The sequence below is a fragment of the Lawsonibacter sp. genome, from assembly GCF_022777125.1.
In the GTDB taxonomy this organism is placed as follows: domain Bacteria; phylum Bacillota; class Clostridia; order Oscillospirales; family Oscillospiraceae; genus Lawsonibacter_A; species Lawsonibacter_A hominis.
Window position 1 is genome coordinate 1 of the sequence record NZ_JALFGV010000004.1, and the last position, 23,235, is coordinate 23,235.

The 23,235-nt window shown below is 63.1% G+C and carries 23 protein-coding genes and 1 tRNA gene; 6 read left to right on the forward strand and 18 right to left on the reverse strand.

Annotated features, from left to right (window positions below):
* Positions 1 to 349: 349 nt before the first annotated feature.
* The 3 genes from MR825_RS00130 to MR825_RS00140 all read right to left on the reverse strand — a co-directional run bounded on the left by MR825_RS00130 (position 350) and on the right by MR825_RS00140 (position 3,185).
* Positions 350 to 425, reverse strand: a tRNA-Ala gene (locus MR825_RS00130).
* A 150-nt stretch (positions 426 to 575) separates the two neighbouring features.
* On the reverse strand, positions 576 to 1,892 hold the full coding sequence (locus tag MR825_RS00135) for an Ig-like domain-containing protein (RefSeq protein ID WP_287877887.1): 1,317 nt from the start codon (positions 1,890 to 1,892) through the stop codon (positions 576 to 578).
* A 105-nt stretch (positions 1,893 to 1,997) separates the two neighbouring features.
* The gene (locus MR825_RS00140; RefSeq protein WP_186908262.1) at positions 1,998 to 3,185 is read right to left on the reverse strand and encodes an FtsW/RodA/SpoVE family cell cycle protein; all 1,188 of its coding nucleotides are present in this window, start codon (positions 3,183 to 3,185) and stop codon (positions 1,998 to 2,000) included.
* A gap of 168 nt (positions 3,186 to 3,353) precedes the next feature.
* On the opposite strand from MR825_RS00140, the gene tsaE reads away from it, so the two are divergent.
* Genes tsaE through upp form a run of 3 tightly spaced genes read left to right on the forward strand, consistent with a single transcriptional unit; the run spans position 3,354 to position 5,129 of the window.
* Complete coding sequence (tsaE, locus tag MR825_RS00145) at positions 3,354 to 3,782, forward strand: tRNA (adenosine(37)-N6)-threonylcarbamoyltransferase complex ATPase subunit type 1 TsaE (protein WP_186908261.1); 429 nt, start codon at positions 3,354 to 3,356, stop codon at positions 3,780 to 3,782.
* Positions 3,779 to 4,489 carry a tRNA (adenosine(37)-N6)-threonylcarbamoyltransferase complex dimerization subunit type 1 TsaB gene (gene tsaB / locus MR825_RS00150; RefSeq protein WP_186908260.1) on the forward strand — a complete coding sequence of 237 codons (711 nt, stop codon included), beginning with the start codon at positions 3,779 to 3,781 and terminating at the stop codon, positions 4,487 to 4,489. The genes tsaE and tsaB overlap by 4 nt, the downstream gene beginning before the upstream one ends.
* A 10-nt stretch (positions 4,490 to 4,499) precedes the next feature.
* Positions 4,500 to 5,129 (forward strand): uracil phosphoribosyltransferase, encoded by a 630-nt coding sequence (gene upp, locus MR825_RS00155; RefSeq protein ID WP_186908290.1) that lies wholly within the window; start codon positions 4,500 to 4,502, stop codon positions 5,127 to 5,129.
* Between the two features lie 254 nt (positions 5,130 to 5,383).
* On the opposite strand, the gene MR825_RS00160 is transcribed toward upp, so the two are convergent.
* The 5 genes from MR825_RS00160 to MR825_RS00180 all read right to left on the reverse strand — a co-directional run bounded on the left by MR825_RS00160 (position 5,384) and on the right by MR825_RS00180 (position 11,115).
* Positions 5,384 to 6,223 (reverse strand): metal ABC transporter permease, encoded by an 840-nt coding sequence (locus MR825_RS00160; protein ID WP_186908259.1) that lies wholly within the window; start codon positions 6,221 to 6,223, stop codon positions 5,384 to 5,386.
* Positions 6,223 to 6,993, reverse strand: coding sequence for a metal ABC transporter ATP-binding protein (locus MR825_RS00165; RefSeq protein ID WP_186908258.1), 771 nt, complete (start codon positions 6,991 to 6,993; stop codon positions 6,223 to 6,225). The genes MR825_RS00160 and MR825_RS00165 overlap by 1 nt, the downstream gene beginning before the upstream one ends.
* Positions 6,990 to 7,901: a metal ABC transporter substrate-binding protein gene (locus MR825_RS00170; protein ID WP_256174582.1), complete on the reverse strand. Its 912-nt coding sequence runs from the start codon at positions 7,899 to 7,901 to the stop codon at positions 6,990 to 6,992. Before MR825_RS00170 ends, MR825_RS00165 begins: the two co-directional genes overlap by 4 nt.
* Before the next feature lie 97 nt (positions 7,902 to 7,998).
* Positions 7,999 to 8,841, reverse strand: coding sequence for a hypothetical protein (locus MR825_RS00175; RefSeq protein ID WP_186908256.1), 843 nt, complete (start codon positions 8,839 to 8,841; stop codon positions 7,999 to 8,001).
* Positions 8,842 to 8,868: 27 nt separating this feature from the next.
* Entirely contained in the window at positions 8,869 to 11,115 is a 2,247-nt protein-coding gene (locus MR825_RS00180; RefSeq protein ID WP_186908255.1) for a hydratase, read from the reverse strand.
* 196 nt (positions 11,116 to 11,311) lie between these two features.
* On the opposite strand from MR825_RS00180, the gene MR825_RS00185 reads away from it, so the two are divergent.
* On the forward strand, positions 11,312 to 11,677 hold the full coding sequence (locus MR825_RS00185) for a hypothetical protein (protein ID WP_287877902.1): 366 nt from the start codon (positions 11,312 to 11,314) through the stop codon (positions 11,675 to 11,677).
* Positions 11,678 to 11,829: 152 nt separating this feature from the next.
* Here MR825_RS00185 and MR825_RS00190 read toward each other — a convergent pair whose 3' ends face one another.
* The 7 genes from MR825_RS00190 to MR825_RS00220 all read right to left on the reverse strand — a co-directional run bounded on the left by MR825_RS00190 (position 11,830) and on the right by MR825_RS00220 (position 18,381).
* Positions 11,830 to 12,726 (reverse strand): sensor histidine kinase, encoded by an 897-nt coding sequence (locus MR825_RS00190; RefSeq protein ID WP_287877905.1) that lies wholly within the window; start codon positions 12,724 to 12,726, stop codon positions 11,830 to 11,832.
* A gap of 286 nt (positions 12,727 to 13,012) precedes the next feature.
* The gene (locus tag MR825_RS00195) at positions 13,013 to 13,768 is read right to left on the reverse strand and encodes an ABC transporter permease subunit (protein ID WP_256174578.1); all 756 of its coding nucleotides are present in this window, start codon (positions 13,766 to 13,768) and stop codon (positions 13,013 to 13,015) included.
* A gap of 21 nt (positions 13,769 to 13,789) precedes the next feature.
* Positions 13,790 to 14,545: an ABC transporter permease gene (locus MR825_RS00200; RefSeq protein ID WP_287877908.1), complete on the reverse strand. Its 756-nt coding sequence runs from the start codon at positions 14,543 to 14,545 to the stop codon at positions 13,790 to 13,792.
* Complete coding sequence (locus tag MR825_RS00205; protein WP_186906079.1) at positions 14,538 to 15,461, reverse strand: ABC transporter ATP-binding protein; 924 nt, start codon at positions 15,459 to 15,461, stop codon at positions 14,538 to 14,540. Before MR825_RS00205 ends, MR825_RS00200 begins: the two co-directional genes overlap by 8 nt.
* Positions 15,462 to 15,543: 82 nt before the next feature.
* Positions 15,544 to 16,251, reverse strand: coding sequence for a response regulator transcription factor (locus MR825_RS00210; protein ID WP_186906080.1), 708 nt, complete (start codon positions 16,249 to 16,251; stop codon positions 15,544 to 15,546).
* 1 nt (position 16,252) lies between these two features.
* On the reverse strand, positions 16,253 to 17,977 hold the full coding sequence (locus MR825_RS00215; RefSeq protein WP_186906081.1) for an Rqc2 family fibronectin-binding protein: 1,725 nt from the start codon (positions 17,975 to 17,977) through the stop codon (positions 16,253 to 16,255).
* Positions 17,968 to 18,381: a Mini-ribonuclease 3 gene (locus MR825_RS00220; protein WP_186906082.1), complete on the reverse strand. Its 414-nt coding sequence runs from the start codon at positions 18,379 to 18,381 to the stop codon at positions 17,968 to 17,970. The genes MR825_RS00215 and MR825_RS00220 overlap by 10 nt, the downstream gene beginning before the upstream one ends.
* 86 nt (positions 18,382 to 18,467) lie before the next feature.
* On the opposite strand from MR825_RS00220, the gene MR825_RS00225 reads away from it, so the two are divergent.
* Entirely contained in the window at positions 18,468 to 19,088 is a 621-nt protein-coding gene (locus MR825_RS00225; protein ID WP_186906083.1) for a superoxide dismutase, read from the forward strand.
* Positions 19,089 to 19,159: 71 nt separating this feature from the next.
* A complete protein-coding gene (locus tag MR825_RS00230; RefSeq protein WP_287877913.1) occupies positions 19,160 to 20,536 on the forward strand; it encodes a PepSY1/2 domain-containing protein in 1,377 nt (458 codons plus the stop codon).
* 130 nt (positions 20,537 to 20,666) lie between these two features.
* Here the strand turns inward: MR825_RS00230 and MR825_RS00235 are convergent, their stop codons facing one another.
* The 3 genes from MR825_RS00235 to MR825_RS00245 are packed head-to-tail and all read right to left on the reverse strand — an operon-like array spanning position 20,667 to position 23,216.
* Positions 20,667 to 21,560: a DMT family transporter gene (locus MR825_RS00235; protein ID WP_186906085.1), complete on the reverse strand. Its 894-nt coding sequence runs from the start codon at positions 21,558 to 21,560 to the stop codon at positions 20,667 to 20,669.
* A 19-nt stretch (positions 21,561 to 21,579) separates the two neighbouring features.
* Positions 21,580 to 21,999, reverse strand: a complete 420-nt coding sequence (locus MR825_RS00240) for an aconitase X swivel domain-containing protein (RefSeq protein WP_186906086.1) — start codon at positions 21,997 to 21,999, stop codon at positions 21,580 to 21,582.
* A 2-nt stretch (positions 22,000 to 22,001) separates the two neighbouring features.
* Complete coding sequence (locus MR825_RS00245; RefSeq protein WP_186906087.1) at positions 22,002 to 23,216, reverse strand: aconitase X; 1,215 nt, start codon at positions 23,214 to 23,216, stop codon at positions 22,002 to 22,004.
* Positions 23,217 to 23,235 lie beyond the last annotated feature (19 nt).

The following is a 23,235-nucleotide window of genomic DNA, read 5'->3' on the forward strand; positions in this document are numbered from 1 at the left end:
TTTATTAAGTTTTGTGAGGGGTGTGTAACCGCTTCAACCGGGCTCCCAGCTGAGCTATACCCCCAGATGTGGGAAAGAACGTTTATTTAGTTTTGTTGAGGGGTGCTGTTACACGCTTGTACCGCGCTCCCAGCTGAGCTATACCCCCATGTAAGGGGTGCGCTGAGTAATTTCTTATTCAATTAGTGCGGGGGTTGTTTACCGCTTCAACCGGGCTCCCAGCTGAGCTATACCCCCAAATAAAAGGGTGTGCTGAGTATTTCTTATTCAATTCTTCTGAGGGGTGTGTAACCGCTTCAACCGGGCTCCCAGCTGAGCTATACCCCCAGATACGATATTCAGTTGTAATTGGTGGAGATAAGCGGGATCGAACCGCTGACCTCTTGAATGCCATTCAAGCGCTCTCCCAGCTGAGCTATACCCCCAGATGACGTTCGGCGCACACCGTTTTCTCGACCGAACGCATATTATTTTAGCAAATCCCCGTAGGTTTGTCAACACAATTTCACGATTTCTTCCCGCAATTTTTAAAAATGGGGAGCGCGACCCTGCCGCACTCCCCATTGGGAACGTCTTCACCACTGAAGCCAGCCGCCGTTGTCCCGATTATCCATCAGTTCCAGCGCGGCACACAGCATTTGTGCAGCCTCGCCGCGGGTCAGGACTTCCGACAGGGCCTGTGCGCTGCTTCCATTCACCGGAAGCACGCCGCAGGTGGCCAAATTTGCCGCCGACTGGCTGGCCCAGGTCGGAACGGCATCCGTATCCATCGTAGGCGCGCTCACATCGGTGACCTGGAGAGCCCGATCCAGCAGGACCGCGGCCTCGGCAGGGGTGATGCCGTCTCCGGCGTTGAAGACCACCCGTCCCTGCGCATCCCGGCTCCCCTGAACCAGTCCGGATTTTAAAGCGGAGGATACATAGCCCTTGGCCCAGGTCGGGATGGCGTCATCGTCATAAAAGCCGGTACGCTCCACCCCCTCCAGTACTTTCGCTCCGGCGCACTCCATGGCCATAGCCACGAACTGGCTCCGGGTGACCGGCGTGTCCGGCTGGAAGAAATACTGCGCGCCCATACGCTCGCCCACAAAAATCCCCTCCTCCGCCAGGCGGATAGCGGCTTTGTGCGCGGGATGGCCCGAGAGATCCGCGTAGGTGACCTTCGTATCGGCCTTCGCGATCCGGATCTTGACCGTGGCGGGATCGGAGGAGTTGCCCACGGTATCCACCGCCACATACGTGAAGCTGTCCTTTCCCGTCTTGTTTTCGTAGGGCGTGTAGACAAACTCGCCGCTCCCATCCTCCGATAGGGTCACGGCGCCTCGGGCAGGTTTGCCGACGATGTGGAACGTCAGCAGATCCCCTTCCGGGTCTACGGCGGCAAACTGTGCGGTAATCGCTACATTTTTATAGGTGCTCAATTCCAGATTTTCTGCAATCGGCGCGCTGTTTTCCGCTGCAAGCAGATAGAGACCCACACTCACGCCGCTCCCCTGCCGGCCGTCGGAAAAGATCGGGACAAAAGAGAATGCGGCGGAGGAGACTGTGGCTGCGGCCAGGGGCGTAAAGCGCAGTCCGTCCACGGCGTTCATCGTCACCACGTCGCCTATGCCCACCGCCTGTCCGCCCAGTGTGAGGGCGCCGGCCGCCGGGTCGGGCAGCGAGCTGATGACGATGGAGTCCAGCGTGGTCTTACCGTCCTCCACACGAAAATCCGCTTGTGTGAAGGAGATGGCGCCGGTAACAGGGCCGTTTTTGGAGAAAGCGGCTACGGTAGGAGCCGCCTCCTCATTGCGAAAGAGAAGCGCGGATGCGGGAAGCGACGCGGAGAGCAGGACGGCCGCCAGTGCCGCCGCGGGGAGCGCACGGCGCAGAAGAACACGGTGTTTCAAGGGAATGACCTCCTTATTTGGTAGAGACTGTAGTCATAGTCTTTGCCAAAGAAAGGAGAATATGCAGCCGGGGCGCACGGAGGATCTCCGTGCGCCCCGGTCGCGTCAAATCCTGCTGCGGTCCCGCAGCCAGCTGGGCAGGCTGCGCATCTTGATGCTGGAAACCACGCCCATGGCGGCGTACATGGTAACGATGGAGGAGCCTCCATAGCTGATGAACGGCAAGGTCAGCCCTACGACCGGGAACACATACAGGCACATGCCCACATTGACGCCGACCTGTACCATCAGCATGCCCGCATAGCCCATGGCGATCAGTGCCGATTGGGGGGAACAGGCCCTCCGGGCCACCCAGATGCAGCGCAGGATGATGGCCGCCAGGATCAAAAGCAGCAGCAGGCAGCCGGCCAGGCCAAACTCCTCGCCGCAGACCGCGAAGATCTCATCGGTCTCACGGGCGGGCAGGGAGCTCTCGTAGACGCTCTGGGTCTGGATCCCCTGGAGATAACCCAGGCCGGTAAGCCCTCCGCTGCCGATGGCCAGAATGCTGCGATACTGCTGCCAGCCCGCGCCCTGGGTCTGCTCCCAGAGAGTCTCCGTATTGCCCCGCAGGCGGTCTACCACCACCAGGATGCGCTTGGCAAAATATTTGTCGCTGATGTGGGGCCAGATCACCGCCACCGCGATCACACCCAGGATCACAGCCAGCAGAAACCAGCGCTTTTTCACCCCGCCCGCCCAGGCCATGATAACGAAAATCAACAGATACGTCAGGCCCATGCCAAAATCCCCGGAGGTAACGGCAATGAGGGCGAACATGAACAGGGTGTGCCCCGCCAGCTGGAACACAGACCAGGGGCGGCTGATTCCCCGTTCGCCCAGGCGGGTCATCTGCCAGGCCAGCAGAAGAACAAAGGTGAGCTTGGCAAGCTCCGCAGGCTGGAGATTCACCGGAAAGCCGGGGATGTGGACCCAGCTGCGGTTGCCGCCCACCTCCACCCCCAGCGGCGTGCGGACCAGCACGTTGATGGCGGCGTTGAACAGGAGCATCAGCTTCCAGGATTTTTCCGTAAAAAGCTCAATATCCACCGACGACATGACCACGTAGACCAGGATACCCAGGAGGATGGCCGCAGTCTGGACGATCATGTTGCGGTTGCGGTTGAACTCCAGGTAGCGGGTGGCGCTGTAAATCAGGACCAGGCCGTATCCGCTGGCGAGGATACACAGGCAGAGCAGCAGCAGGTCTCCTTTGCGGAAAAATGCACGGATGGAATCAGAAAACCAGGACAACCGCTCTCACCTCCCTTTTCTCTGGACTGCGGACTGCGCGTTGGGGCTGTACCGGGATCAGCGCTTCCGGCTTTGGATCGGAAAGCGGATTTAGTTTATCATCTTTTTTGCATTTGGTAAACGGGTGTGGTACAATATTTAAGTTAAATTTCACATTTGAGGTGTTCCATGGAATATCGATCCAATTCCCCCGGGGAAACCGAGGCGCTCGGCGCGGCTTTGGCCAAACTGCTTTGGCCGGGCGCAGTGGTGGCCTTTACCGGGGACCTGGGGGCGGGCAAGACCGCCTTTGTACGCGGGATGGCCCAGGGCCTTGGTGTGGCCGGGCGGGTGACCAGCCCCACCTTTACCATCGTCAACGAGTATGAGGGCGGCCGCCTGCCTCTCTTCCACTTCGATCTGTACCGTCTCGCCTCCTCCGACGAGCTGTTTGAGATCGGCTGGGAGGACTATCTCCGCCGGGGGGGCGTGTGTGCGGTGGAGTGGAGCGAAAACGCCGCCGGCGCGCTGGAGAGAGACACCGTCCGGGTAGACCTGCGCCGGGGCGCGGAAGACGGACAGCGTGTGATCACGATCCAGGGGGTGGATGGAATATGAAGATACTGGCTCTGGAGTCCTCTGCCGCGGCCTGCTCCGCGGCCTTGTGCGAGGACGAATTTTTGCTGGCGCAATCCTTCCAAAACAGCGGCCTGACCCACTCCCGCACCCTGATGCCCATGGTACAGTCCATGCTGGAGCACTGCGGCCATACCCTGGCGGAGGTGGACGTAGTGGCGGTAGCGGCCGGCCCCGGCTCCTTTACGGGGCTTCGGATCGGCGTATCCGCAGCAAAGGGTCTGGCCTGGCCCGACGAAAAGCCCTGTGCGGCCTGCTCCACACTGGAATCCATGGCCTGGTGCCTGGCTCACACCGGCATGGAGCTCTGCGCCGTGATGGACGCCCGGCGCAATCAGGTCTATAACGCCCGCTTTCGCTCCACCGGCGACGGCCTCCTCCGCCTGTGTCCCGACCGTGCCGTCGCCCTGGCCGAACTGGCCGAAGAATTAAAAACCAGCGGAAAACCGCAAATTTTGGTTGGAGACGGCGCGGTTTTATGCTATACTACCCTCAAGGAATCGGGGCTGGACGTCCGCCTGGCGCCGCCGCATCTGCGTTTCCAGAGCGCCTGGGGCGTTGCCCGCTGTGCGCTGGAGCAGGTCAGGACGGGGCGGCTCACCGACGCGGCGAGCCTCTCACCGGACTATCACCGGCTCTCCCAGGCCGAACGGGAGCGGCTGGCAAAAGAACAAAACAAAGGGGAATAGCGCCATGAACATGGAAAAGGTACACATTCTGGATCACCCGCTGCTCCAGCACAAGCTCTCCATCCTGCGAGATGAGAACACCGGCGTCAAGGACTTCCGCGAGGTCGTCTCCGAGATCGCCACCCTGATGTGCTATGAGGCCACCCGCGACCTGCCGCTGGAGGACGTGGAGATCAAGACGCCCATCACCACCGCTACCTTCAAGAGCATCGCCGGCAAAAAGCTGGCCATTGTTCCGGTGCTGCGGGCCGGTCTGGGCATGGTGGACGGCATCCTCACCCTCATCCCCTCCGCCAAGGTGGGCCACATCGGCCTTTACCGGGACCCGGAGACCCTGGAACCGGTGGAATACTACTGCAAGATGCCCACCGATATCGCCGAGCGCGACGTGATCATCCTGGACCCCATGCTGGCCACCGGCGGCTCCGCCTCCGCGGCCATCCAGTTCATCAAAAACTACGAGGTCAAGCACATCAAGCTGATGAACATCATCGCCGCCCCCGAGGGCATCGAGCGGGTGCGCCACGATCATCCCGACGTGGAGATTTACTGCGCCGCTCTGGATGAAAAGCTCAACGACCACGGCTACATCGTGCCCGGCCTGGGCGACGCGGGCGACCGCATTTTCGGTACAAAATAACACACGCCAATCCCAAAAACGGCCGGACAGCAAATGCTGTCCGGCCGTTCCGCTTGTCGAAAACGCCTCCTGCAGGAGCGCCTCGCGGAGCTTCGCCGTCACCTCCGCGCCGGGAGGCGCCCTGCGGCGGCTGCGCTGCGAAACGCGCCTGCGGGTGCAGGCAGGCGGCGCAACAACCTCAGGCCCCCTTTTTCCGGTACGCCGGGCTCCCGGGCCGGCGCAGGTCCTCACGCTGCGGCCCGAGACATCACGTCTTACATCCGCCGCTTCCGGAACAGGAAGGTCACGGCGAAGAAGGCCGCCAGATACAAGGTGATGGAGGCCCCGGCGGAGGCGCCGATATAATAGGAGGTCATCAGTCCCGCGATTCCCGCCGCAACGGCTCCTAGGAGGGAAAACAGGTGGTACTGCCGCATATTCTTCGCCAGATTGCGCCCCGCCGCCGCTGGGAGCACCAGCAGAGCGTTAATGACCAGCAGTCCCACCCAGGTCATGGCCACCGTGACCACCACGGCGATGGCGGCGGAAAAGACCGCCTCCTGCCAGAAGACCTTGATCCCGCGGCTGTCCGCCAGGGCGGGGTGCACCGAGGCGAGCATCAGCTGGTTGAAGGAGCATACCCACAGCACCACGACCACAGCCAGGATGACGGCCAGAAGGGCGATCTTCCCCGCCTCCACGCTGAGGATATCGCCGATGAGAATGCTGTTGAATCTCGTAAAGCTGCCTCCATTGAGCGTCGCGATAAAGATGCCCAAAGCCACGGCTGTGGAAGAAAAGACGCCGATGACCGTATCGCTGGCCATATTGGACTTGCGCCGGACATAGGTGAACAGCACGGCAAAGACCAGCGCCAGCAGGACCGCGCACCACATGGGGTCGCTCAGGCCGCACAGCACGCCCACGGCGATGCCGGTAAAGGCCGAATGCCCCAGCGCATCGGAAAAGAAGGACATGCGGCTTTCCACCACCATGGTGGAGAGCAGGCCGAACAGGGGCGAGATGACCAGCACCGCCAGCAGGGCCGAGCGCATAAAGCCGTGGTCGGCCCACTCAAAGGGCAGCAGGTCCATCAAAACGTTCCAGACGCCCATCAGCGCGTCCCCCCCTTCCCCAGGTCCAGGTGGAACACGGCGCGGAATTCCGGCGAGGAGAGGACCTGCTCCGGCGGCCCCACCCGCAGCACGGAATTTTTCAGCAGGATCACCTGGTCGGCATACTGATCCAGCGTGGCAAAGTCGTGGGTGGACAGCAGGATGGACAGGTCGTACTGGCTGCGGATCTCGTCCAGCATATCCAGCAGTTGGCGCTCCCCATCGATGTCCACCCCGGAGAGCGGCTCGTCCAAAATGAGGATATGGGGCAGGGGCTCCAGCGCCAGGGCCAGCAGCACCCGCTGCAGCTCGCCGCCGGAGAGCGCGCCCAGGCGTTTGTCGATCAGGCTGTCCCCATGTACCCGCGCAAGGCACTCCAGCACCCGTGCGCGCAGGCGTCTGGGCGTGGGCAGAAAGACCGGCCAGTCCGAAATGGCGGCGGAGAAAAAGTCCAGGACGCTCACCGGGTCCCCCCGGTCGAAGCTGGGGGACTGGGGCACATACCCGATCAGGGGCCGCGCCCTGCCGCCCCCCGCGCGCTGGAACACGATGCTCCCGCTGTGGGGCACCTGTCCCAGAATGGTGCGGAACAGGGAACTCTTCCCCGCCCCGTTGGGGCCGATCAGGGCCACGATCTCCCCGCAGTGAAGGTGAAAGGACACGTTTTGGAGCACTTCTTCCCCGCCGAAGTGCACACCCAGCCCCTCCACCTTCAGGCAGCAGGCGCCCGCGCAGCCGCTTCCCGCGTTTTCGTGCTTGCGTACGCTCATCCCAATGCCTCCACGATGGTGTCAAGGTTCTTCTGCATGGCGTCGAGATAGGGCTGCATGCCCGTGCCGTCGCCGCTCATGATCATGTCCAGCGCATACACCTCACAGCCGGTCTCCCGGGCGATGGCCTGAGCGGTGGCGTCGGAGCCGTTGACCTCCGTAAAGATCGCGGGGATATCGTACTCCTCCACGAGGGAGACGATCTCCTTGATCTCAGCGGCGGAGGCCTCGCTGCCCTCCTCCTCCTCGATGGCCTTGAGCAGATCCAGGCCGAAGGCCTGGGCAAAGTACCGGAAACCGTCGTGGAAGGTGATCAGGCCATTTCCCTGCAGGGGCTCCATCTGCTCCTGCCAGCGCTGTCTGGCCTGCTCCAACATGTCCTTTGCCGCCAACTGTCCGGTATGGAATTCTCCGTGAGAGGCCCAGTCGTCGCCGTAGACCAGCTCCCCCAGCCCCATAGAGATGGCGCTGAGCATCCCCTGGACATAGCTGGGATCCATCCAGATGTGGGGATCGTACTCGGTATCGTGGTCATGGCCTTCGTGACCCTGGGCGGGCAGCAGCTCGACGCCCGCCGAGCAGTCGATCACGGGCGCGTCCGAGGCGGCCAGGGCGTCATCCATGAAGTCCTCCAGCCCCGCGCCGTTCCTGACGATCACGTCGGCCCTCTCGATGGCCTTCATGTCGCCGACGGTAAGGGTATAGTCGTGCAGGCAGGAGGTCTGCTGGTTGACCAGCAGACTCACCTCCACCCCCTCCACCCCCTCGGTCACCGCCGTGGTGAAGAGGTAGACCGGGTAGGTGGTGGCCAGCACATGGAGGGTATCGTCCTGCTCCGGCGCGGCGGGCGCGCCGCAGGCGGAGAGGAGCAGCGTCAGGGCCAGGAGCGGCCCAAGGATCTTTTTCATAGAGTTCTCCTATTCCAAAAAGACGGTATGCCGGGCCGCATGGCCCGGCATACCCTATTATACCGCGTTTTCCGCGTCCTGTAAAATGATTCTTGGCCTACCGGGCCAAAAAGGACACGGCCAAGTGGAGAGGCAGGTAACCCACAGCATAGCTGGCCGCATTGGCGCACACGGCATATCCCACCCGCCGGCCCGTGCTGTGCTCCTGGAGGAGGATGCGGTAGGCCACGATCTCCACCACGAGGACGATCGCCTCCAAGGGGAGTATCATCAGATAGTAGAAGTAGTGTCCCCCCGTGGCCATCATGGTGGAGCCCAGCGCCGCATGGAGCCCCAGCTGGGTGGCTAGGTTGACCAGAGCGAACACCAGCCAGTCCTGCCGGCTGCGGAAGCCGAACAGCCACAGCAGCGCCCCCTCCACCAGCAGGGTGGGAATGAGGGTGGAGAGGAACTGGGTCAGGTAGAAGCCCACCGTGGAGGTGGCCTTCGTGATGGTGTTGGTGGCCCAGTTGTAGGTCAGGTGGGTATAGAACACCGTACGGGTGAAGGAGCTCTCCGTGGCCTGGGCCCCCTGGGCGGATGAGACGGCGATGCGGAAGGTCCTGGGCAGGCCGTGGTAGGTGAAGCGGTGGGTGCCGTCCTCCCCCGGCGTCAGGTCACCGAAGAGAGGTACATCCGTGCCCTCCAGCAGGGCGGGCCACCACCCCTCCCCCTCCCAGCTCCGCAGACCGTCCAGCAGGGTGGGGTCGTAGTCCTCGGGGTCGATGTTGGGATAGTCCCCCGGGTCTTGGATCAGCAGATCCAGGTAGTAGTCCCCCGCCGGGGCGTTGACCACGGTGATGGTCACCGCAGGCTTGGGGCCCGTGTCGGCGGAGGCGCTGACCGGCAACACCGCCAGGCAGAGCAGGACGCAGAGGAGGAGACGCTGGATACGCTTCATAGGGGCCTCCTTTCCGAACGGAAGGCTTTACTTGGCGTAGTAGTTGATCAGGCAGCCGGCCAAAACGATATCCCGCTCCTCGCGGGTCATGCCGGGGAGCTTGAGGGTGACGTGCTTTTCCGCTCCGTGCTGGATCAGGGTAGCGTCGATCTCCTCCGCCCCGCCGTCCACGGCGGCCCGGACACTGGGGATATACAGCTTGTCGCCGGGCTGGATATCCCAGTCCTTCACACCTTCGGCGATGAAGGGCAGCATGCCCCAGTTGACCACGTTGGAGCGGTAACGCTTGGTGGCATACTCGGCGGCCAGGTTGGCCGCGCCGCCCAGCACCCGCTGGCAGGAGGCGGCCTGCTCCCGGGCGGAGCCGTCGCCGGGCTTGAGGGCCATGACCAGGGAGCCCAGTCCAGTGGCGGCGGGGTCGTGGCCCATCAGGGCCTGCCGGACCTCAGGGGCGGCGGGGTCGGCGCGGCGCAGGCGCTCCACCGCCAGCACCTGTTTGGCCCGGGGCACATACTGGGGATCCTTGCGGCTCAGGGCAAACTCGGAGAGCTTGATGGGGTTGGAGCGGTAAGAAGAGGTCTCCCCGGAGGGGATGAGCTCATCGGTGGTGGTGACCGGATCGTAGATGGCCGAGCACACGGTCAGCAGCAGGTTTTCCGGCAGGGCCACCTGCTCCGGCCAGTCGGCGATGTTGGGGCCGAACACCAGCTCCTGCGCCGGATCGGGTTTGCCCACGCCGAAATAGACCCGTGCCTTGTAGGGCGTGTCGTCATAGGCGAAGGGCTCCACCGCCGGGTCCGCCGGGATCTCGGGCAGCTCGTCCGCGCCGGTGAGCACGCCGCCGTTCCGTGCGGTGGCGGCAATGCTTCGCGCGTCCATCAGCGCCACATAGGACACCTGTCCATCGGAGGGCTTGCTCCCCTCCCGGTTGGGGAAATTCCGGGTGGAGTGCCGGATGGAGAAGGCCCCGTTGGCGGGCACGTCCCCCGCGCCGAAGCAGGGGCCGCAGAAACAGGACCGGATGGACGCGCCGGCGGCCATAAGGGAGGCGATATACCCCTTGCGGGTCAGCTCCAGGTTCACCGGCTGGCTGGTGGGGTAGACGGACAGCCAGAACTCATCCGAGCCGATGGCGTGGCCGTCCAGGATCTGGGCCGCCCGGACGATATTCTGGTACGTGCCGCCGGAGCAGCCGGCGATGACGCCCTGATCCACCCGGAATTTGCCGTCCACGATCTTCTCCCGCAGAGAGGCCGGCCTGTGCTTGAGGCCCAGCTGCCGCACGGCATCCTCGTCCACCTGATGGAGCAGCTCGTCCAGATTGGCTTTGAACTCCCGGATGGTGTATGCGTTGGAGGGGTGGAACGGCAGAGCGATCATGGGCTCGATCCGGTCCAGCGCCACCTCGATGACTCCGTCATAGTACGCGCCCTCGGCCGGCGCCTGACGCTGGTACGCGTCCCCGCGGCCCAGTACGGTCAGATGGTCCCTGAGGGTGTCGTCGGTCTCCCACACGGAGGACAGGCAGGTGGTCTCGGTGGTCATCACGTCGATCCCGGAGCGGTAATCCATGGACAGGCTCTTTACGCCCGGTCCAAAGAACTCCATGACGGCGTTCTTCACCACGCCCTGCTGGAAGGTGGCCTTCACCAGCGCCAGCGCCACGTCCTGCGGGCCCACACCGGGCCGGGGCGCCCCGGTGAGGTAGATGGCGATCACCTTCGGATAGGCGATGTTATAGGTTTTTTTCAGCAGCTGCCGGGCCAGCTCGGGCCCGCCCTCGCCGATGGCCATCGTCCCGTAAGCGCCGTAACGGGTGTGGGAATCGGATCCCAGGATCATTTTGCCGGGGGCGGCGTAGCGTTCCCGCATATAGGAGTGGATCACGCTCTGGTGGGCGGGGACGAACTCGCCGCCGTACTTCTTGGCGGCGGACAGGCCGAAGACGTGATCGTCCTCGTTGATGGTACCGCCCACGGCGCACAGAGAATTGTGACAGTTGGTCAGCACATAGGGCACTGGGAATTCCGTCATGCCGGAGGCACGGGCCGTCTGGATGATGCCCACATAGGTAATGTCGTGGGAGGCCATGGCGTCAAATCGGATCGCCAGCTCTTCCATGCCCCGCGCCGTGTTGTGCTTGGACAGGATGGCATAGGCCATGGTCCCCTTTTTGGCTTCCTCCGGTGCGGGCAGCCCGGCGGCGGGGCCTTCCCGGGCCGGGAGAAAGGCGCCGTTTTTGTAATAGACGCCCTCGCGCTTACTGTTCAGCATATCGGTTCCCTCCAGGTGTGATTGCAAGATACTTTATCATAGCAAATTTTTGCCCAAAACGCAAGGGACGCCGCTTCTCTTTTCTCCGGCTTAAAATCTCCGGCGATTGACCAGCTATTGAAAATAGTTTGCCTGCATGATAAAATACATGTAGGTGTCAAAAAGTTACAAATCCGAATTTATGGAGGTGTACGGCATGAAAAAGCCGATAATATGGATTAGTGTATTGATTATTGTATTTTCACTGGCTGGCTGTTCGTTTGGAAACAAATCAAGCGAAACAGGCGACCTTCCACCTACAATTACGCTCTTTGACAGAAACTATGTTGCACCTTATATGTCAGTTGAAGATTTGCCTGATGAGTATACATACATTGGCGATTTGTCAGAGGAAACTGCAAATGACACAGGCTTAGCAGGGTGTAAAATGTATGCCGTGAAAGAAAAAGATAGCTTTGATGATTTCTATTTATATCAAGAGTGTGGAACACCTATTGACGGGAACACAGTTGATACTACACAGCTACAGTGGGCTTATGTACAGTGGATTGTATCCGAATAAATGATTACAACAACTTCCAGTTTGTAGGGGCAGCTTCGGTTATGAAGCTGCCCCTGTTATTTCGACGAAAGGTACTCCAAATGCACAAATAAGGTAAACGGGATCGCTTCTCTTTTCTCCATTGCCGTACGCTTCCCACAGGCGGGGCGGGCTCACAGCTTCCATCGGATGCGCACGAAAAAGAACGCCCCGTCCAATCCGGCCTCCAGACCGCAGCCCATCTGGTCAGCCAGCGCCTTGACGATGGCCAGTCCCAGGCCGGTGTTGCGGCCGGTGCGCACTTTGTCCGCGGTGAAGAAGCGGTCGAACACATGGGGGATATCATCCTGCGTAATGCCGCCGGAACCGTTGCGGAACAGGCTGACCACCGCATCCCCCTCCCGAAACAGACGCACCTCCATCTGTCCCTGACCATGGTCCAAGGCATTGCGGAGCAAATTGGTGAATACCCGCAGGACCCCCGACGGATCCGCCGTCACGCCGGGCAGTCCCTGGGCCAGATCCACCGTTACATCGAAGCCCGCATCGGTAAAGTCGTTGTAAAAGGCCGCCAGCAATCCGGAGAGGCTGGTATACAGGTCCACCTTTTCCCGCCGGAGCGGGTACTCCCCGCTCTCCAGCCGGGACAGGTCGTAAAAGCTGGTGATCAGGCTCTGGAGGGCTTTGGCGCGGCTGGCCACCACCGCCAGGTACTCCCTCCGCTCCGCCGCCGGCAGCGCTTCGTCCTCCAGCAGCTGGAGATAGCCCAAAATGGAGGTGAGCGGAGTACGCAGGTCGTGGGAGACATTGGCGATCTGCCGGCGCAGGGAACGCTCCCGCTCCCGAAAGGAGGCCCGGTCGGCCTGCCGCAGCTCCAGCAGTACATTCACCGCGTCCAGCAGCTCCTCCGCCGCGCGATTGGGCGCGGCCAGACGCAGACGGGCGGCGGAATCGGTGCGCTCCACCTCCCGCAGCTGTTGGGCCGCCCGATGCAGCGCCCTGCGCTGGCTCCAGACCCATATCAGCAGTATGACGCAGGCCAGCGCCAGCATCACGCACAAGATCCGCATCTCAAATTCCCCCGCTTTCCATACCAAGGGCGCGCCGGAGGGCCGGCGGGCGGCATTGCCGCTCTGCCGACACGCCCGGGCGCGCCTTTTTTGAATCAGAAGACTGCCGAGGCTGCCGGCACGGCTGCGCGAACCTTTCACCTCGATTTCCCGCAAAATGGCCGGCAAACATTTTGTGATCGGAACGGCGGCGGCAAATTTCGATTCTGCAGCCTGGAAAGCCCGCCGGCGTGACGGCGCAGCCCGCCCGCCGGGCGAAAACAGATCCTTTTCCGCTTCTTTCCCGCTAGCGCAGGTCCATCCGCCGGAAGAACAGCAGGCCCGCGCCCGCGCTGACCGCCAGCCAGCCCAGTCCGACCCCCCAGCACCAGAGCAGGTACTCCCCGCTGATCCAGCCGCTCGGCAAGCCCGATATCAGCAGCGTGCACGGTATGAGAACCGCCTGAAGCAGGCGAAACGGCCAAGCCGCCATGTTTCCCCCGAAGAAACCGGCTGCCAGAACGGTCAGGATCGGCTGGCCAATGAAAAAGGCGACGTAGTAGCCCGCCATCCATACCGCCGTGCTGCGCACCAGCAGGGCCAGTGTGTGACACAGGGCGAACATCCCGCACCACAGCGGCACGGCCCCCAGCAGGCAAACGCCCACCCGGTACAGATTGGACCACGCCGCACCGGGATCTCCCCGGGGAAGCAGCAGCCTTCCGGTGGCCAGTACGCCCCCCACCAGGATCAGGGCCAGGAGCAGCCCCAGCAGCAGCCCGGCCGCCAGCTTGCCCCAGTAGATCCGTCCCCGGCTCAGGCCGAACGAGAGCTCGTTTTTCAGGGTATCCCGGCTCCCAGCGTCTACCAAATGGGCCAGCAGCGGGGCCAGCGGCATCCCGGTGACCATGGTGAGGGAGACCCCGGCGGCCAGGTCGGCAAAGTAGCCTCCGCTGAACAGCCAGCCGTACAGGTGCGCGCAGAACAGCAGCAGCGCCGCCAGAACGTAACAGCTCTTACGCCGGAAGACCTTCCACAGCTCCGCCTTGATATAGTTGAGCACGGTCTTCCCTCCTATCCGGGCCTACCGGATCTCTTTCCGCCGGAAAATGGCCAGTCCCACGGCGGTGGACCCCACGCACCAGACCGCGCCTACGATCCAGCACAGGCCCACGTAAGGCCAGTCAAACGCCATGCTGGCCAGCGTATCCAGCATGACGCCGGGCAGGAAGTGCCGGATGCATTCAAAGACCGGGCTGATCAGCAGCCCCAGCGTCTGAAACACACTGGCCAGGACCACCAGGATACCGATCGACAGGAAGGCGGCCATGGTACTGCTGCGTACCAGGAAATAGCAGGCCATCACCAGGGCCTGGCCGCCCAGCCAGAGGGGGAAGGCCCCCGCCAGGCAATAGCCCAGCAGGCTCCAGACCGTCCCATCACTCCCGTCATGGGGGAAGAGCAGCCAACAGCCGCCCAAATAGAAGCCGATCAGCACCACACAGGCCGCCAGCGCCACCAACATGGATACCAGCAGCTTGCCCAGATAGATGCGCCCGCGGGGCAGGCCGTAGGACACCTCGTTTTTCAGGGTATTGTGCTTGTACTGATCGGAGAAGACGATATCTCCGGTGATCAGGGTGGCGTAGAGACCGAAGCTGAGGATGGCAGCTACCATGACGGAGGTGGAATGGAAACTGATATTCGTGTTGCCCCAGGAATAGGTGAGCCAGGAGCCCAGCAGCAGCAGGCTTTCCCCGGCCAGGCAAACCAGCAGGGCAATGTAGAGGTACTTGCGGCGGAAGGCCTTGGTACACTCGGCGCGCAGGTAATCAGCCATGACGGGCACCCCCGATCATGGACAGGAAGTAGTCCTCCAGATTGGCCCCCCGGCCCTCGACGCCGCCCAGGGACACGCCGCCCTCCACCAGCGCCCGGGTGACCTGCTCCGGCCGGTCCAGGCAGTCGTACAGCCGGATCACATTGCCCGGCAGCACCTCGTAGTCCCGGACCTCCAGGTCCCGCTCCAGCACCAGGGAGGCTTTGGCCGCATCGTCCACGTGCAGCTCGATGCACGCCCGGCATTTGGTCTCCAGCGCCTTGGCGGTGATCTGCTCCAGCATCAGGCCGTTGTCGATAAAGCCGTAACAGGTGGCCAGATTGGAGAGTTCGGACAGGATGTGGCTGGAGATCAATATCGTGGTCTGCCGCTGGCGGCACAGATCCAGCAGGATGTTGCGGAACTCCACGATCCCCTCTGGGTCCAGACCGTTGATGGGCTCGTCCAGCAGCAGCAGGTCGGGCCGGTTCATCAGCGCCAGCGCCAGCCCCAGGCGCTGCTTCATGCCCAGAGAGAAGTTTTTGAACTTCTTCTTCCCGGTACCGGCCAGCCCCACATCTTCCAGCGCCTCCTCCGTCACATGCCGGCCGGGGATGCCCCGCTGGAGGCGGTAATATTCCAGGTTCTCACGGGCGGTCAGGTAGGGGTAGAAACTGGGCGTCTCCACCATGACGCCGGTGCGCTGGCGCATCTGGCCCAGCTCCCTCTCCCCGGTGGCCCCGAACAGCTCGATCTCCCCGTCGGTGGGGATGGTCTGGGCTGTGATCATACGGATTATGGTGGTTTTGCCCGCACCGTTGCGGCCCACCAGGCCGTAGATCTGCCCCTGCTCCAGCGACAGATCGACATGGTCCACCGCCAGGTGGTTCCCGTAGCGCTTGGTCAGTCCCCGCAGCGCCAACACAATTTCTGACATTTGGCATCAGCCTTTCTCTTGGATTGTGATGCCAGTATACGCGCAAGGCAACAATTTGCCTTTAAGCAAAGATGAAGAAAGCTTAAAGAGGTTCGTCCTGCCCCTCCGCCAGCTTAAAGCCGATGCCCCAGACCGTTTTGATATATTCCCGCTCGCTGGCGCGGGCCAGTTTGGCGCGCAGGTTGGAGATGTGGACGTTGACGGTGTTGTCGTCCCCAACATACGCTCCGCCCCACACCTGCTCATAGAGCTGCTCCCGGGTGAAGACCTTTTTGGGGTGTTCCATCAGCAGCGTGAGGATATGAAACTCCCGGGCGGTGAGCGGCACCGGCGTTCCCGCCGCGGTGACGCTCACCCCCTCCCGGTCCAGGACCAGATCCCCATGGGTGAGCACCGCGCCGGCCGCGCCGCCCCGGTCGAACTGCTTGTAGCGCCGCAGCTGGGCCTCCACCCGGGCCAGCACCTCGGCATTGTCAAAGGGTTTGGGAAGAAAGTCGTCGGCGCCCAGCCGGAGCACGTTTACACGGTCCTCCAGCGCCGCCTTGGCGGAGAGGACGAGGATGGGCATGGTCTTTTTCCGCCGCAGCTGGGCGATGAACTCCTCCCCGCTCAGTCCGGGCAGCATCAGGTCCAGCAGCACCAGGTCATAGTCGTACCGCTCCGCCCAAAGCATCGCTTCGCTGCCGGAAAAGGCGGGGCGGCAGTCGTAGCCCGCCCCTTCCAGGATCCGGCACAGCAGCTTATTGATATCCGCATCGTCTTCCACCACAAGAATATGACAGGTATCCATCTCATTTCACCCTCAATCGCTTGGCCAATTCCGGGTCCGGGTCCACCACGGCGGTCTGATAGGTGGAATAGACCACCATGCCGGGCCGGGCTCCCGCCGGCTTTTTCACATATTTCACCGGGGTATAGTCCACCGGCACCTTTTTGCCGTCCCTGGCCTGGGAAAAATACGCCGCCAGCTGGGCCGCCTCGGTCAGGCTCCGGGCGTCGGCCCCGCCCCCCTCCAGCCAGAGGATCACATGGGAGCCGTGGATCTTTTGGGTGTGCAGCCAGAGGTCGCTCTTATAGGCCTGCTTGGTGGTGAGCCGGTCGTTTTGGCTGTTGTTCTTGCCCACCGAGATCCGCAGACCGGCGGAGGAGCGAAACTCCATGGGCTTTCCGGAGACCTTCCGGCCGCGGTCTTTGGCCTTGCCCGGACGGCGGAGATAGCCGGTCTCGGCCAGCTCCTGCCGGATCTCCTGCAGATCCCGCTCCCCCTCCGCCAGGGAGATATTCTCCAGAACGCTGTTCAGATACTCCAGCTCCCGCCGCCCCTTCTCCATTTGAAGGGCAAGCATCTGCCGGGCGGTCTTGGCCTTGTTGTACGCCCTATAGTATTTGGCGGCATTCTGCTGAGGGGTGAGCAGGGGGTCCAGGGGGATGTCCGTCTGCTTCCCCTCCGGGTCATAGTAATCTACAGCCCGGAAGGTGCTCATCCCCTTTTGCATCGCGTGGAGATTGGAGGTAAGGAGATCCCCCAGCTCCCGCTGGCGCTCCCGCGTTTCGGTCGCCTCCAGCTCCTTTTCCTGGTTGGCCAGCTTGCGCGCCGTCCGGTCCCGGGCGCTGGTCACCGACTTGACCAGATCCTGCCCCCGCTGGCGCACCCGCTCCATCTGCTCCCGCTCCTCGTAGAAGCCGTCCAGAAGCTGCGAAAAGCTTTCCTGCCGGCGGCTCTCGGTCTGGGGCCCGTACTGGAGGATGGGCAGAAACGTAACGTCCGTCCCCTTCCCTTCCCGCACCAAGAGATAAGGGGCGAAGTCCTCCCGCCGGACGGCGTCCAGCAGCTTTTCCAGCTCCCGCGCCAGGGGCTCCCCATCCCCGCCCGCCCGGAACGCCAATTCCCGGGCGATCAGGGGCGACAGGCCGTTGAAGGTATCCAGCAGCAGCTTGTCCGCCTCCCGCCCGGTGGGGTTGTCCAGCGCCCGGCGCAGGCCTTCGCCGTCCAGCGCCATGGGGTCCAGTTTATCCGGCGCGGGGGGCAGGCGGTAAAACAGGCCCGGCAGCACCTGACGCTGGCGGGACATGTCGCCGTCCACCCGGCGCAGGCAGTCGATGATACGCCCCTCCCCGTCCAGCAGGATCAGATTGGAGTTGCGGCCCAGGGCCTCCAGCACCAGGCGGCGCTCCACCCGGTCCCCCAGCTCGTCGATGGTCTCCAGACGGAAGTCCAGCAGGCGCTCCATGGGGGGCTGCTTCAGCTCCAGAATGCGCCCGCCCAGCAGGTGCTTGCGCAGCAGCATGCAAAACATGGGCGGCGTGTCCGGGTTCTCCCGGTTCCGGGTCGTCAGGTGGGCCCGCGGGTGGCCCGGGTTGGCCGAGAGCAGCAGGCGCACGTTCTCCCCCCGGCCCCGGATGCAGAGCAGCAGTTCCTCCCGGGCAGGCTGATAGATCTTGTCGATCTTCCCCCCCAGGAGAGAGCGGCGCAGTTCTCCCGCCACGGCGGTCAGGCAAAGGGCGTCTAGCGGCATGGGTTCTCCTCCATCATCTGCTCGAACAGTTCATTCAGCCGTTCCGTCCGGCCCTGAAGCCAGAGCCAGCCGAACAGGGCCTCCAGTCCGGTGGCGGTCTGATAGTCCGCCCGGCTGGCGTTTTGGGGCACGCTGTGGGGGCTGGTGTTGCGGCCCCGGCGGAACACGTCGGCCTCCTCCCCGATGAGCTGCGGCAAAATCTTCTCCGCAGCCCTGGCCTGGGCCGGCGCGGCCACATAGCCCACAGTGGCCTTATGCAGCCCCCGGGAGGTGGCCTTTCCGTGCAGGCACAGCCAGGAGCGCACCATCAGCTCGAACACTCCGTCCCCCAGATGGGCCAGGCCCAGAGTGCTGATGGCCCGGACGGCGTCCGGGCGGGTGTTCAGATGAAAATAATTGGTCATAGGTATGTTTCCTCATTTGATACGAATAATATTAGACAGAGTATACCGCAAAACCGCTGGAAAAACAACCGGGAAGGATGAATCCTATGGAACTGCGCTATCCTTATCAGCTTCCTCCTCTGCCCTACGCCTACGACGCACTGGAAGATGAGATCAGCGAAAAGACCCTGCACTTTCACCACGACAAGCACTTGAAGAGCTATATCGACAATCTGAACACCGCCCTGGCCGACCGCCCCGAAGAGCAGAACAAAACGCTGGAAGAGCTGCTCCGGCACCTGGACTGTCTCTCCGAGCCCAAGCGCACCGCCATCCGCAACAACGGCGGCGGGGTATACAACCATCTGCTCTACTTCAACTGCCTGAGTCCGGAGCGGGGCCTGCGGCCCTCCGGCGGCCTGGCCGCCGCCCTGGAGCGGGATTTCGGCTCCTATGACGACTGGCGCGCCGCGATGAAGGCCGCCGCTCTGGGCCAGTTTGGCTCCGGTTACGCCTGGCTGGTCTGCGAGCGCTCCGGGGCTCTCTCGGTCCTGAAGACCGCCAACCAGGACTCTCCCCTGTCTCTGGGGCTGTGGCCCCTTCTGTGCGTGGACGTGTGGGAGCACGCCTATTATCTGGATTACCAGAACCGCCGCCCCGACTACGTGGAGCGCTGGTTCGAGCGCATCCACTGGCCCTTCGTCCAGCAGCGCTACGAACAGCGGTAACATTTTCTTGTCCCGCTCGTGAGAAAAAATGCCCTCTTTTGGTGAAACTACCGCCAAAGGAGGGCGTTTTTATGAATCGAAGAAGCCACTGGCGCCGCCGGACGCGGATCCGGGCGGCCAGCTTTTTGACGGCGGCCTTTGCGGTCGTATTGGGCTTTGCCGTCCAAAACCACATGCGGGCGCAGCAGTACCAATACCTGCTGGACACCGGCTACCGGCATGCCTTTGCGGAGCTTGCCACCGCGGCGGGCGAGCTGGATACCGCCCTGCAGAAGGCGTCCTACGCCACCACGCCCGCGCTGTTCTCCAGCCTGTGTACGCAGGCCTACGGCAAGGCGCTCTCCGCTCAGATGGCCCTGGGCGAGCTGCCCTACGGCAATGTGGAGCTGGAGCAGACCGCCGCCTTTCTGGCCAAAGCCGGAGACTACGCCATGGCGCTCTCGCGCGGCGCTTACGACGCGCAGACGTGCACCCAGGAGGAGCGTTCCGGGCTGCATGCGCTGGCCCAGACGGCGTCCACCCTGGCCGATGCGCTGCAGAGCCTCCAGTCCGACCTGGACGGCCGTACCGTCACACTGGAGGATCTGGAGGCGGTACGCTCCCGCCTCTCCGGCGTTTCCGGCGCGTCTGCTCCGGTCACGGCGGGCTCCGCGTTTCAGACGGTGGAGGCAGATTTCCCGGAGGTGCCCGCCCTGGTCTACGACGGCCCCTTCTCCGAGCACTTGTCCAACCGCACGCCCAAGTGCCTGGAAGGGCTGCCTCTGGCGGGCCAGGATGAGGCCCGGGCGGCGGCCGCGGCCTTTCTGGACCTGCGCCCGGAGATCTTCACATTGGTCTCCGACGGGGCGGGCGCCCTGCCCACCTGGGGCTTCTCCGCCGCGGTGGACGGCGGAGAGGTGTATGTAGAGGTCACGAAGCAGGGTGCTCAGGTGCTCCAGGTCACCAACTCCCGGCCCGTTTCCGGAGCCGCTCTCAGCCGGGAGGCGGCGATCCAGGCGGCGGCGGAATTTCTGCTCCAACGGGGTTATGCGAATATGGATCACAGCTATTCCATCGATCTTGGCGATGTGCTCACCGTTCATTTCGCCCCCCGGCAGGACGGAGTATACTGCTACCCCGATCTCATCAAGGTGTCCGTGGCCCTGGATAACGGGGGGCTCATCGGCTTCCAGTCGGAGGGTTATCTGATGAACCACCGGATCCGTGACCTTCCCGCTCCCGCCGTCACCGCCGATCAGGCGCGCAGCGCCGTCGGGGATGCGCTGAAGGTGCTTGCCCATCAGCTTGCCGTGATCCCCACCGGCGGCGAACACGAGGTGCTCTGCCACGAATTCAAGTGCGAAACGGAAACCGGCAGCCATATGCTGGTCTACCTCAACGCCGCCACCGGCCAGGAGGAAAATATCCTGCTGCTGCTGGAGGATGAGAGCGGCACCCTCACCCTCTGAGGCCCCGGCAAAATCAGTGCCCCGGGATACCCGCACAGGGGTACCCCGGGGCACTGTGCCGCCTTCCGGCCGCGAAGCTGTGCCAAGCGGGCAAACGAACCGGCTGAGCGCTCCCGGCGGCTCCCCGCGCTCAAAAGCAGGCCAGCAGCACGGCGCCCAGCACGGTGCTCAGCGCGCCGGCCACAAGCGCCGTGGTGGGCTTTTCCTGCCTGCCCAGCAGCAGCCGTCCCAGCAGCAGCGTAAACAGCGGCTCCGCCGCCGTCAGAGAATTGGCGATCGAGAGCGGGATCATCTGCAAAGAGGTAAACAGGAAATAGAGCGCCACGCTGGTGCTGAGTCCGGACACGGCATAATCCCGGTCCAGATGACGCAGGGCCTGCCGCAGGATACCGGGTCCGGTGATCAGCAGGAAGACGCTCAGCACGCTCAAGGCGCTGAGCGACCCCACAAACACGCCCACGGACGAGCTTGGGATCGCACTGACGCCCAGCTTTCGGAACAGGTTGCCAAGGGCCAGGAACAGGCTGGCCAGCAGTCCAAAAAGAACGCCCCGCACGGCCGTCCCGTCCCAGGCGGCGCCGCCCTGGTTCCGGCGGGCCCCGCCTATGGCGATGGTCAGCACGCCGCACAGCACCGCCGCGATCCCCAGCCAATCCAGCGGGGCGATCACCTCGTGCAGCAGAAAGACGCCGCACAGCAGCGCGAATACCGGCGTGGTGGCCTTCACCACCCCGGCCCGGGCCGCCCCCAGCAGGGAGACCGTGTAAAAGAGCAGCCCGCGGCCGATCAGGCTGTTGCACACCCCGCCCAGCACAAAAAAGACCATCCCGCGGACTGTGACCGGCGGGAGCGGCTGCGCCAAAAGGCCGCCCAGGAACATCATCAGATTGATGACGGTGTTGACCAGCAGCGAGCAGTACAGGCCGCCCAGAATACCGACCTGCGCCCGCTGCTGGGCACGCCGGGCAAATACCATCCCGCAGCTCCATCCGGCCGCGTTGATCAGGGCAAACAGTTCACCCATCGCAGCTCACCGGCCCCGGTCAGCCTTTGGGCTGCTTCGGAATAACGGTGACGGTCCCTTCCGTTGCGTTCAGGCGGACGTAATCCCCCGTATGGATCTGGCCGATGTCGATGCGGTCCACCATCGGCAGGTCGGAGACGATGGCGCCGATGACCACGATGGATTCCGCCTCGATATTGACGATGCCCAGAGGACCCACGCCGTTTTTCACCAGATCGTAGAGCATGTAGGAGCCGCCGGTGGAACCTTTGGACATGGGGAACACCAGCACCTTCCCCTTCAGGCACGCTCCCTCGATCTCATGCTTGCGTTCGATGACGTAGCCGGTCTTGGGGTTGATGGTTCCCATGAAAGAGATCGCGTCGTTGGTGACCAGGGCCTCGCCCTCTACGCAGCCCTCCACGATGCATCTGCCTCTCAGAACTTTTTCTTCACACACGGTTACTCCCCCCATTTCCCGTCGATGGCCGCCTGGATACACTCGGCGGTATTCAGCAGCACGGGCTGCAGATTCCACAGTCCCGGCGCGTAGTGGGCCATTTTCCCGGAGTTGGTGGCCACGGTCTTGTAGCCCCGCTGGGTCAGCGTGCAGCACAGTACCGGACAGGTGTCGCAGATGATCTCGCCGCCCGCCGCCTGGATGTCCTCCACAAAGCCCATCCGTTCGGCCAGCTCCCGCACCATGCGGGAGGTGCACACCCACAGATCGCTGTTCAGGCGCTTGCCCCGGACCAGGCCGGCGATCTCCTCAAATTCGCGGATGGACACATGCGGACAGCCCAGGACCACGAAATCGATGGGGCCCTTCTGGCTGAATTTTTCACAAACCTTGTCATAGGCCGCCTGATCGAAGACCACCGGCTGGATCTCGTCGCCGATGACGTCCTGCTTCGTAGGCGCTTCCGGCGTGAAGCCGACCACATGATACAAGGCGACCGCGCCCGCCGAGGCCAGGGCCGCGCCAAGCGCCTTGAACTGCTCCAGAGTGGGACGGCGCTTGATCCCCTCAAAGACCGGCACGTCTTTCCCGGCCAGCTTGCCGCCGAAATACCCCAGTACGGCAAAGTCCTTATCGGTCTTCAGGTCCACCTCCACCCGGATCAGGTGGGTGCCCTTCCGATTCTCATCCAGGTGGTAACCATAGGCCGGTACCCGTCCGGTGATCGCGGCGGCCAGGGCGGTAGGTCCGCCCTCCCGGTTGGTCCGGGCGCCGATGACCGAATTGACGAATGCCACGGCGGAGGACTCGCCCCAGGCCACGTGCTCTCCGAACATGGGCAGGTTCCCGTTCAGATAGGGGGTACAGCTGTTGGTGGGGATGGCGCCCATCTTCTCATAAGCTCTGGAGAGCTCCAGCTGCTTGCAGGAGAAGTCCTCCGGGAAGCCGATCTGCTTCCAGTCCTTTTCGTCGATGCCGATGGTGTTCAGCGTCATGGGCACTTGGAACACGGCGTCCTTGCTGGCGTCCTCCACATAGCCCAGGCCCGCGTCCCCTGCCACCCGGTAGCTGACGCCGGGGGAATGGACGTTCTTTACTTCGATCATGTGATCCGCGCCGTAGATCTCGCCCAGTGCGACCAGCACCTTCATGGACCGCCGGACCGTCTCGCCGTAGGCGCCGTCCAGCATTTTTTGCTCTTCTGCCGTTAAATGCATACGTTTCCATCTCCCAGTA